Below are 10,921 nucleotides of genomic sequence, written 5' to 3' on the forward strand. Positions count from 1 at the left end.
ATTTTTGAGAACAAATTGCAAACAACATTTTCTCAAAAATCAAAAATAAAGCCCTTAAAAACATAATAAACACCTAATTTTCAGGAACATACTTATAAAAATTTGTAAAAGTTAAATAAAAGCTAAATATTTTTGAAATAAGCACAAAAAAAAGAGGTTACCCGAAGGCAACCTCTCAATTTAATTACATTTCGTTTATCCGAAGTTCTGCTTATTTTACCAAGTTGATTTCAACACGACGGTTCAAAGCTCTTCCTTTTGCTGTTTTGTTAGAAGCGATTGGTTTTTCAACACCGTATCCTTTGGCAGACAAACGTGTATCAGAAACACCTCTTTGAACTAAATAAAGGCGTACTGAATCAGCTCTTTCTTGTGAAAGTGTAAGGTTTTTAGCTTTGTTACCTGTGCTGTCAGTGTGTCCTTCGATAGTAAATTTAGCGTTAGGATATTGGTTCAATACACCAACGATTTGCTCTAATACTGCAGCTGACTCAGGTTTGATTGAAGCTTTACCTGTATCGAACAAGATAGTTTTAGCATACTCGTTCAATGTTTTTTGTACTTCCTCAGTTACCTCAGGGCATCCTTTGTTTGAAGCAGGACCTGCAACCTCAGGACACTCATCGTCTTTGTCAAGAACACCGTCTTTGTCGGTATCAGCCCAAGGACATCCGTTGTTTTCTTTTGGACCAGCTTCTTCCGGACATTTGTCGTCTTTGTCAGCAACACCGTCACCATCAGTATCAGGGCATCCGTTAAGTTCTTTTGGACCGGCTACCTCTGGGCAAGCATCATCTTTGTCAGCGATTCCGTCACCGTCAGTATCAGGACATCCGTTAAATTCTTTTGTTCCGGCTTCTTCCGGACAAGCATCGTCTTTGTCGGCGATTCCGTCACCGTCAGTATCAGGACATCCGTTGAATTCTTTCAAACCTGGTACTTCCGGACACTCGTCTTTGTCATCAAAGATTCCGTCTTTGTCAGTATCTTTTCCTCCAAATTTGATAGCAATACCTGCTGAATGTTGGAAGAAATCCTCAGTTGAACCGCTTTTGAAAGTAGGGTTGTAAGCCGTTTGTAAGTTCAAACCGATGTTCTCGGTGAACCACAAATTAAGACCACCACCCCCTAAGGCTCTGAATTTTCCGGCATCGTCAATGGTTGCATACCCTCCACCTACTTGCAAGTAAGGGTCAAACCAACGAGCACCTGACCATAGGTTGTTGATGTGGTATTTAGCTCTTAAATCAACTCCCCAGAAAGATTGATCAACTTTTGGCGCATCTTTGATATACCCAAAACCTTTTTCGATTTTGTTTAATGAGCCTGAAATCTCAGCTGAGAACCCCGCACCGATATATCTACCTACTGAAAGGCGTGAAATAGCAGGAAGGATATTAAGGTCACTTGGACCTCCCCAGTCTTTCATTAACTCACCAAAATCCTCTGGTGTGCGGATGTCAACAGAGTTAACTCCGAATCCTATTTTCCAAGGATTGTTTGCATCTTGTGCGTAAGCTCCGGCTGATAAAAGCGAAGCCAAAGCAATAAAAGTTACTTTGATTTTCTTCATACTTAAAAATGAATTTTTTGATTACTACTTTAATTCTTGGGACAAATATAAATATTATTTTGATATATTTACGAAACTTATTCGTTTTTTTTATTTTTTTTAACTCTTACTTAATAATCCCCAGCTTCTTGCCGACCTCTGTAAAAGCATCTATTGCCTTGTCTAAGTGCTGTTTAGAGTGCGCTGCTGACAGCTGAACGCGGATTCGGGCTTTTTCTTTCGGAACTACCGGATAAAAGAACCCAATGACGTAAATTCCCTTTTTTAACAGCTCGTCAGCCATTATTTGCGAGGTTTTAGCATCGTAAAGCATCACCGGAACAATGGCACTATCGCCTTCGATGATGTCAAAACCGGCAGTTTTCATTCCTTTTTTGAAATATTCGGTGTTCCACTCCAATTTATCTCGCAATGAAGTGTCTTTTGAGAGTAAATCAAACACTTTAATGGAAGCCCCCACAATTGCCGGCGCTAACGAGTTAGAAAACAAATACGGACGCGAACGCTGACGCAAAATTTCGATAATTTCTTTTTTACCCGTCGTGTAACCGCCCATCGCACCGCCCAAGGCTTTGCCGAGCGTTCCGGTAATGATATCCACACGCCCCATTACTTTTTTGGCTTCGAGCGTTCCCTTGCCCGTGGCTCCGATAAATCCGGCTGCGTGGCATTCATCTACCATTACCAAAGCATCGTATTTATCTGCCAAATCACAGATTTTATCCAGCGGAGCTACCACGCCGTCCATTGAAAAAACGCCGTCGGTTACGATGATTTTAAAACGAGCCCCTGCCGAATCGGCTTCTTGAAGTTTGGCCTCCAAATCAGCCATATTGCTGTTTTCGTAACGGAAACGCTTTGCCTTGCACAAACGCACTCCGTCGATAATCGAAGCGTGGTTAAGCGAATCGGAAATGATGGCATCTTGCTCGGTAAAAAGCGGTTCAAACACGCCTCCGTTGGCATCAAAAGCAGCTGCATATAATATGGTGTCTTCCGTTGCGTAAAAATCGGCGATTTTTTGCTCCAATTCTTTGTGAATATCTTGCGTTCCGCAGATAAAACGTACTGATGACATTCCGAAACCGTGCGTGTCTAAGGTGTCTTTGGCTGCCTGAATAACCTCAGGATGTGCCGAAAGCCCCAAATAGTTGTTCGCACAGAAGTTTATCACCTCCTCGCCCGAAGAAATTTTGATTTCAGCTCCTTGTTTGGAAGTAATGATGCGTTCTTTTTTGTAAAGTCCGGCTTGTTTAATATCTTCTATTTCAGCCTGTAAGTGTTGTTTTATTTTTCCGTACATAGCTTAAAGTATGGTTTTAATGGTACTTTGAAAGTACAAATGTAGTTATTTTTTTTGACAGACATAAAAAAAAACAGTTTTTTTTGCATTTATTTTATCTTTTCCTGTAAATTCGTTACCTTTGTACTTTTCAAAAAAGATATTTCCGTTAGTTTTGAGTGATGCCAACAATAGCCTTTACACTTTTTATAGTTATTTCAATTCTTATCACAATTTTGTTTGTGAAACGACACTATAAAAGCAGAAAAAAAACAAAAATCGGGATTCGTTCTTTCTTGTGGATTTTTGGCACAATGGCAAGCATTTTGGGTATAACCATTGTGAGTTTTGTCATTATGACACAGACTTCCTCTGAGGTGGTTAAAGGCTTACAATCTGAAACATACCAAGCAGAAGTAATTGATAATGAAATTGATTTTGTCAAAGAAAGATACAAAAACGCAGACGGAGAAATCATCGAAATTGAAAAATTGATGTACATACCCGTTGTCAGATTTGTTACGACTCAAAACGACACCATCGTCAAAGCTTTGGATTTTTCCGTTAAAAGGCTCCAAACCAGTTACCCAATCAAATACTATCAAAAAAATGACGAAATCATCGGCTGGGGATTTGCTTTCTTGCTGAAAGTCATCGCTTCAAGTGCTTTTTCACTGGTTTTCGGAAGCCTCCTAATCGGAATTTTTATCTATATTTTTAACGGAAATACCCAAAAATATCTCAATCAACTGATAACCTTCGGGAAATACGTTCTTTTTCCGAGTTTGCTTATCGCCGCCGAATTACTGCTGATTTACGCATATTTTAACGGAGATACCCAAGAAAGTGGGGTAAAAACAGCTCTTTTAGCTTCCATAACGATAATTGGCATCGTTATTTTGGTGCTTTTAGGTGTTTTCCTGCGGAATTTCTTTCAGAAAAGAGCACAAACAACATAAAGACAGCTATTTTTAATCACAAAAGCAACAAAAAAATGACATTTGACAACATCCTTGGATACGATTCCATCAAAAAATACTTAAAAGACAGCGTAGATGCCCAACGCATTCCGCACGCACAACTTTTTGTGGGCGGTGAAGGTTGTGGCACGCTCCCGATGGCAATTGCCTATGGCACGTACATTCTTTGCCAAAATAACGCATCGTGTTTGCTGAAATGTGCCAACCTTTCGCACCCCGATTTGCATTTCGTTTTCCCGACAGCCACCAATACCAAAGTAAAAAAAGACCCCATAAGTTCCTTATTTTTAGATGAATGGCGCAAATTCGTGAAAGAGCAACCTTACGGAAATCTCTTCGATTGGTATTCGCAGCTGGGCATCGAAAACAAACAGGGGAACATCAGCGTGAACGAAGCCAAAGACATCACCTCCAAACTCGCCCTCAAAGCCTTTGAAGGCGGTTACAAAGTGATGATTATCTGGATGGCAGAAAAAATGAATACCGAATCGGCAAACAAACTTTTAAAACTACTGGAAGAACCACCGCAACAAACTATTTTTCTGTTAGTTACGGAAGATGAAAACGCCATTTTGGAAACCATCAAATCACGATGCCAAATTTTGCGTTTTCCGCCGTTGAGCGAAAATGCCATCAAACAGGGACTTATAGCAAACGGAATTCCTGAAAATGAAGCTGTTAAATTAGCCGTTCGGGCACAAGGAAGTTTCAACAAAGCCTTGCGTTTTTCGCAGGAAAAAGATGAAGAAAACAGCTTTGAAAAATGGTTTATCAGCTGGGTCAGAACCGCTTACCGAGCCAAAGGCAACAAGGCTTCCATTCACGGACTTTTGCAATGGAGCGAAGAAATTGCCGCCGCAGGACGCGAAACGCAAAAACAATTTTTGTTGTATTGTATTGAGGTTTTCCGTCAGGCGATGCTTTTAAATTACAATTCAGGAAGTTTGGTGTATTCCGAGTTTCAAGACCCATCGTTTCGTTTGGAAAAATTCGCTCCGTTTGTTCACGGAAATAACATCGAAGCCATTCACCAACAATTGGAAGACGCTCTTTTTCACATCGAACGCAACGGAAACGCCAAAATTATTCTCACGGATTTATCCATCAAACTAACCCGATTGTTGCACACCAAATAAAACGTACAAATGAGTAACATCATCAAAAAAACATTTCCCGTGCTGGGAATGAGTTGTGCTGCTTGTGCCGGAAGCGTTGAAAACACTGTAAAACAAAGCAATGGAATTGTAAATGCTGTCGTAAATTTCGCTACGGGCAACCTCACGGTGGAATATCGTGCTAAGCAAACCAATCCCGAAACTTTGCAAAAAATTGTGCAAGCATCGGGCTTTGACCTGTTGATTAACGAAGGTACCGATTCGCAACAAACCTTAGAGAGCATCCATCTTGAAAAAATAAAGTCGCTACAATTCAAAACCTTATGGGCAGTTATGTTATCGATTCCTGTGGTTGTCATCGGAATGGTTTTTATGAATATGCCCTACGCCAATGAACTGATGTGGCTTTTTTCAACTCCGGTTGTGTTGTGGTTGGGTAAAGATTTTTTTGTAAGTGCTTGGAAAAAAGCACGAAACCGCTCGGCAAATATGGATACGTTGGTAGCCCTCAGCACCGGTATTGCTTATTGTTTTAGCGTATTTAATATGCTGCTTGCAAGTTATTTACAAAAAAAAGATATCACCCCGCACGTTTATTTTGAAGCGGCTGCCGTTATCATCGCATTCATTCTTTTAGGGAAATTACTTGAAGAAAAAGCCAAGGGAAACACCTCATCGGCAATCAAAAAACTCATCGGACTACAACCCAAAACCATTACTCTTATCCAAGCCGATGGCAATGAAAAAACCGTACCTATTGAATCCGTTCGGGTGGGCGACACTATTTTGGTAAAACCCGGTGAAAAAATTGCCGTTGATGGCAAGGTAGTTGGCGGAACTTCGTACGTTGATGAAAGTATGCTCAGTGGCGAACCCGTTGCCGTACTAAAAAAGGAGAACGAGAAAGTTTTTGCAGGCACTATTAACCAAAAGGGAAGTTTCCGATTCCGAGCCGAAAAAGTAGGCAAAGAAACGATGCTTGCCCAAATCATCAAAACCGTTACGGAAGCACAGGGCAGTAAAGCTCCCGTTCAAAAACTAACGGATAAAATTGCTTCGGTTTTTGTTCCAACGGTGATGGTAATTGCCGCAATCACCTTTATTTTATGGGCTTTTTTGGGTGGCGAACACAGCCTGATTCAAGGGTTGTTGGCAGCGGTTACCGTTTTGGTTATTGCCTGTCCGTGCGCCTTGGGATTGGCTACACCCACCGCCATTATGGTGGGCATTGGCAAAGGCGCCGAAAAAGGAATTTTGATAAAAGATGCCGAAAGTTTGGAACGGGCTAAAAACATAACCGATATTGTGCTGGACAAAACCGGTACGATTACCGAAGGGAAACCCCAAGTTACCAACATCGAATGGCTTACCGAAACACCGGAGCTAAAAAGCATTTTGCGAAGTATCGAAAAACAATCAGAACACCCACTGGCAGAAGCTGTTACAAATCACTTGACAGACGCAAATGAGGTTTATTTAACTAATTTTGAAAGCATTACCGGAAAAGGCGTAACGGCTGTTTTTAGTGGTGAAACGTACTTCGTTGGGAATAAAACCTTATTAACCGAAAACGGAATCACTCCTTCGGAAATATTGCAACAAAAAGCCGACAAGTGGAGCGCCAAAGCCCAAACCGTGATTTGGTTTTCCGATAGCCAAAAAGCACTCGCCGCCATAGCCATAGCCGACCAAGTAAAACCAACCTCAAAAACCGCCATAAACGAACTGCACGCAATGGGCATCAACTTACATCTGCTGACGGGCGACAATAAAAAAACTGCGCAAGCTATTGCTAATCAGTTGTATATAAAAAGCTACAAAAGTGAATGTTTGCCCCAAGACAAAGCTGATTTTATAAAACAATTACAACAAAACCAAAAAATCGTAGCAATGGTTGGTGATGGCATCAATGACAGCACAGCCCTTGCCACTGCCGATGTAAGCATCGCAATGGGAAAAGGCGCTGACATTGCCATTGATGTTGCCCGAATGACCATCATATCATCTGATTTGGGTAAAATTCCGCAAGCAATAAAACTCTCACAGCAAACGGTAACAACCATTCGGCAGAATTTATTTTGGGCATTCATTTACAACATTATAGGTATCCCCATTGCAGCCGGAGTTTTATATCCCATCAACGGATTTATGCTTAGCCCGATGCTTGCCGGCGCAGCGATGGCGATGAGCAGCCTCAGTGTGGTAACCAACAGTTTGCGACTCAAATGGAAAGAATAATCACAAAAAAATCTTCTTTCTTAATTAAGAAAGAAGATTTTTTGATTTTAACTGTAGTTATTTATTATTTTCTCTTACAAAAGGTTCATCACCATAAAAACCTTTTTCTACTTTTTTGAGTTTTAAAACAGTTCCATTGGATTGTTGTAACTCAATATAGTCTTTTTTATGTTTGATGATTTTGAATTTTTGGACAGCATCTTTGATTGCATACTCTCTTTCAAAAGGTTCTATAAAAGGTATTTTTGAAATAAAAAACAACCGTATTTCATCTTTCGGTTTAAAAAAGAAAACTGTTAAAAAAATGGGAAAATCTTATTTTTTTAACAGTTTTCATTCGGTGCTGAAAATAAAAAGATTATAAATCCTTAAAATGCAATTTGGTAAATCACAACGGCTTTACAAGTTCCAAAAACCATTGTTTTATATCGCCTTGCAAATGAGGTGCTAACTTTTCTTGGCAAGTTTTGTGGTAATTGTTCAGCCATTGTTTTTCGTCATCGGTAAGCAAATGTATGTTAATGGCATTGGGCATAAACGGACAAAGCGTCAGTGTTTCAAACTCATAGAAAGTCCCGAATTCATTGTGCTGCACTTCCTGCACGGCTATCAAATTTTCGTGGCGTATGCCGTATTTGTTTTCCACATAAAAACCGGGTTCGTCTGAACAAACCATTCCCACCAGCAATTCTTGCGGATTCATATCCTTCCGAATGTTTTGCGGACCTTCGTGTACGTTCATAAAACTTCCCACGCCGTGCCCCGTTCCGTGTCCGTAATCTTTTTTGTGTTTCCACAAAGGCATTCGGGCAAAGGCATCTAACTGAACGCCTTTTGTCCCTTTCGGAAAACGCACCATCGCCAACTGAATCATACCTTTAAGAACCAGCGTACAATCGTCGATAAATTCCTGTGAAACCTCACCAAGCGGAATGGTACGGGTAATGTCGGTCGTTCCTTCTAAATATTGCCCGCCCGAATCCACCAAAATACTGCCTTTGGCAAAAACTTCTTTACTGCCTTCTTCCGGAGCCGAATAATGCACAATTGCGCCATTACCCTGATAACCAACGATACTTCCGAAACTTTCACCAACAAAATTAGCGCCTTCGGCACGGAAATCACGTAGTTTTTTTCCGATGCTGTACTCAGTCATCGGCTCCTTCCCTACCCGATGCGTCAGCCAGTACAAAAATTTAACCATCGCCACACCATCGCGCTCCATCACGATTCGGAATCCTTCCAGCTCGGTTGCATTTTTGGTAGCTTTCATCAAATTACCCGGCGCCGGCGCTTTTATTATGAAATTATCTTTTTCTAAAACATTGAAAATCGCTTGATTGGCATTCGGAGCAATTAACACCGATGATTTTTTCACTTCGGAAAGATATGTAAAGAAATCATCATAATTTTTGATTGCCACTCCCGATTTTTTCAAATGATTTTCAACTTCAGCAGTTACTTTGGCTTTATCAACAAACAAAATGGCATCGTTTTTTGAAAGCACTACGTAACCCAAAAACACCGGATTATACGCCACATCACTCCCTCGAAGGTTGAGCGTCCAAGCCACATCATCTAATGAAGTAATTATATGCAAATCAGCTTTTTGCTGTCTCATTTTTTCGCGAATGGCTTCCAATTTATCATTTACCGTTTGCCCTGCCCATTTATCAGGATGCACAAAAATAGGGTGCAGTGGACTTTTCGGACGATTTGTCCAAACCTTATCCAACAACGGATTGTTTTTCAAATGTATTTCATTATTTTTCAATACATTATGTAATTTTTCCCACGCTAAATGTGACGTTGCCAAAGCATTCAGCGCCACCGTTGCCCCTTTTGGAAGTTCCGACACCAACCAATCGACATAATCGGGTGTACCTTCCACGCCTTCCTTGAAAAGTGTGATGCCCGAATCTTTGAGCTCAATGGGTGCCTGCACAAAATAACGCGAGTCCGTCCACAATCCGGCTTTATCTCGGGTAACTACCACAAAACCAGCCGACCCCGTAAAACCTGAAAGCCACGCACGTTCCAACCATTCCTCAGGCAGATATTCGCTAAGGTGTGGGTCTGCACTAAAAATCACAAAGGCATCAACGCCTTCGGTTTGCATCTGTTTTCGTAAAAGTGTTATTTTTTCTGATGTTTTCATTATCTAAAATTTAACGGATTGTAACTATTTCATTAAAAAATAAGTCTGACAAAGGTATGAAATATTTTTAATTTCCTTCTTCTTTTTAGATTTTTCTTTTCCCAAAAACAAAAATAAAACCTCTTTTTTTTGATTTTACTGAATATTTTGTACCTTTGTGGGTTCAATGTGTTAAAAACGAAAAATATGTTGCAACTTACTTTTGTCAGAGAAAATAAAGACACGGTTTTAAACGGACTTAAAAAGCGTAATTTCAAAGATTTACATATCGTTGATGAGGTGATTCAGTTAGACGAAAAACGAAGAGCCACCCAAGCTGAACTTGACACCGTTTTGGCAGAATCCAACGCCATTTCAAAGGAAATCGGTCAGCTTTTCAAATCCGGAAAAACCGCCGAAGCCAATGTTTTGAAAGAAAAAACCGCCGAATTGAAAGATAAATCCAAAAATCTTTCCGATGCCTTGTCCGAAATTTCGGAAAACTTAAGCGAACTATTGTATCGTATTCCAAACATTCCCAATGAATTAGTTCCGTTTGGAACTTCCGAAACCGATAACGAAGTAGTTTTTCAAGCCGGTGAAATCCCGAATTTAGGCGAAAACGCACTTCCACATTGGGAACTCGCAAAAAAATACGATATCATTGATTTTGAGCTTGGTGTAAAAATTACGGGAGCGGGTTTTCCTGTTTACAAAGGCAAGGGAGCCAAGTTGCAACGGGCGTTAATCACTTATTTTTTAGATAAAAACACCGAAGCGGGCTATCAAGAATTTCAAGTACCTCACGTGGTAAACGAAGCATCGGGCTACGGAACGGGGCAACTTCCTGATAAAGAAGGACAAATGTATCACATTGGGTTGGACGACCTCTATTTGATTCCCACCGCCGAAGTGCCGGTAACCAATTTTTTCAGAGATGTGTTACTTGCTGAAAATGAGCTTCCTATCTGCTGTACGGCATACACGCCTTGTTTCCGCAGAGAAGCAGGAAGTTACGGGGCTCACGTTCGCGGGCTGAATCGCTTGCATCAGTTTGATAAAGTGGAAATTGTACGCGTGGAACACCCCGAAAATTCGTACAAAGCCTTAGATGCAATGGTTGAGCACGTGAAATCTATTCTGAACGAATTGAAGTTGCCGTACCGCATTTTGCGTTTGTGTGGTGGTGATTTGGGCTTCACTTCGGCATTGACTTACGATTTTGAAGTTTATTCCACGGCACAACAAAAATGGCTGGAAATCAGCTCAGTATCTAACTTTGAAACCTTTCAAGCCAACCGATTGAAATTGCGTTACAAAGATGCCGACGGAAAAAATAAATTGGCTCATACGCTTAACGGAAGTTCGTTGGCATTGCCCCGTGTTTTGGCTGGAATTTTAGAAAATTACCAAACCGAAGACGGCATCGCAATCCCCGAAGTGTTGCAAAAATACACCGGATTTGACAAAATCGAACTCAAAAAATAGTGAAATTGTTGATCATTCATAATCAAAAACCTGAAATTGATTTAAACGTATCGATTTCAGGTTTTTATCTTATTACAGAAATAAAAAAAGCCTCAAAAAAACGTTTTA

Annotated in this window: 8 protein-coding genes; 4 read left to right on the forward strand and 4 right to left on the reverse strand. The window is 40.6% G+C overall.

Annotated elements, in window-relative coordinates:
- Positions 1 to 211: 211 nt before the first annotated feature.
- Together Q4D72_RS01940 and kbl are read right to left on the reverse strand one after the other, a co-directional pair.
- Positions 212 to 1,573 carry an OmpA family protein gene (locus Q4D72_RS01940; RefSeq protein WP_303075735.1) on the reverse strand — a complete coding sequence of 454 codons (1,362 nt, stop codon included), beginning with the start codon at positions 1,571 to 1,573 and terminating at the stop codon, positions 212 to 214.
- 106 nt (positions 1,574 to 1,679) lie between these two features.
- Complete coding sequence (gene kbl, locus Q4D72_RS01945; RefSeq protein WP_303075736.1) at positions 1,680 to 2,876, reverse strand: glycine C-acetyltransferase; 1,197 nt, start codon at positions 2,874 to 2,876, stop codon at positions 1,680 to 1,682.
- Between the two features lie 221 nt (positions 2,877 to 3,097).
- On the opposite strand from kbl, the gene Q4D72_RS01950 reads away from it, so the two are divergent.
- Genes Q4D72_RS01950 through Q4D72_RS01960 form a run of 3 tightly spaced genes read left to right on the forward strand, consistent with a single transcriptional unit; the run spans position 3,098 to position 7,188 of the window.
- Complete coding sequence (locus Q4D72_RS01950) at positions 3,098 to 3,814, forward strand: hypothetical protein (protein ID WP_303075737.1); 717 nt, start codon at positions 3,098 to 3,100, stop codon at positions 3,812 to 3,814.
- Positions 3,815 to 3,849: 35 nt separating this feature from the next.
- Positions 3,850 to 4,971, forward strand: coding sequence for a DNA polymerase III subunit delta' (locus Q4D72_RS01955; protein WP_303075738.1), 1,122 nt, complete (start codon positions 3,850 to 3,852; stop codon positions 4,969 to 4,971).
- A 9-nt stretch (positions 4,972 to 4,980) separates the two neighbouring features.
- Positions 4,981 to 7,188 (forward strand): cation-translocating P-type ATPase, encoded by a 2,208-nt coding sequence (locus tag Q4D72_RS01960; protein WP_303075739.1) that lies wholly within the window; start codon positions 4,981 to 4,983, stop codon positions 7,186 to 7,188.
- A 57-nt stretch (positions 7,189 to 7,245) separates the two neighbouring features.
- Here Q4D72_RS01960 and Q4D72_RS01965 read toward each other — a convergent pair whose 3' ends face one another.
- Positions 7,246 to 7,449 (reverse strand): hypothetical protein, encoded by a 204-nt coding sequence (locus tag Q4D72_RS01965; protein ID WP_303075740.1) that lies wholly within the window; start codon positions 7,447 to 7,449, stop codon positions 7,246 to 7,248.
- 127 nt (positions 7,450 to 7,576) lie between these two features.
- Positions 7,577 to 9,346, reverse strand: coding sequence for an aminopeptidase P family protein (locus tag Q4D72_RS01970; protein ID WP_303075741.1), 1,770 nt, complete (start codon positions 9,344 to 9,346; stop codon positions 7,577 to 7,579).
- Between the two features lie 186 nt (positions 9,347 to 9,532).
- On the opposite strand from Q4D72_RS01970, the gene serS reads away from it, so the two are divergent.
- Entirely contained in the window at positions 9,533 to 10,813 is a 1,281-nt protein-coding gene (gene serS / locus Q4D72_RS01975; RefSeq protein ID WP_303075742.1) for a serine--tRNA ligase, read from the forward strand.
- The last annotated feature ends 108 nt before the right edge of the window (positions 10,814 to 10,921 follow it).

Source organism: Capnocytophaga sp., assembly GCF_030532915.1.
GTDB lineage: Bacteria > Bacteroidota > Bacteroidia > Flavobacteriales > Flavobacteriaceae > Capnocytophaga.

Coding starts and splice junctions, on each gene's coding strand:
- Q4D72_RS01940 (WP_303075735.1), bottom strand. CDS start 1,573: ATGAAGAAAATCAAAGTAACTTTTATTGCTTTGGCTTCGCTTTTATCA.
- kbl (WP_303075736.1), bottom strand. CDS start 2,876: ATGTACGGAAAAATAAAACAACACTTACAGGCTGAAATAGAAGATATT.
- Q4D72_RS01955 (WP_303075738.1), top strand. CDS start 3,850: ATGACATTTGACAACATCCTTGGATACGATTCCATCAAAAAATACTTA.
- Q4D72_RS01960 (WP_303075739.1), top strand. CDS start 4,981: ATGAGTAACATCATCAAAAAAACATTTCCCGTGCTGGGAATGAGTTGT.
- Q4D72_RS01970 (WP_303075741.1), bottom strand. CDS start 9,346: ATGAAAACATCAGAAAAAATAACACTTTTACGAAAACAGATGCAAACC.
- serS (WP_303075742.1), top strand. CDS start 9,533: ATGTTGCAACTTACTTTTGTCAGAGAAAATAAAGACACGGTTTTAAAC.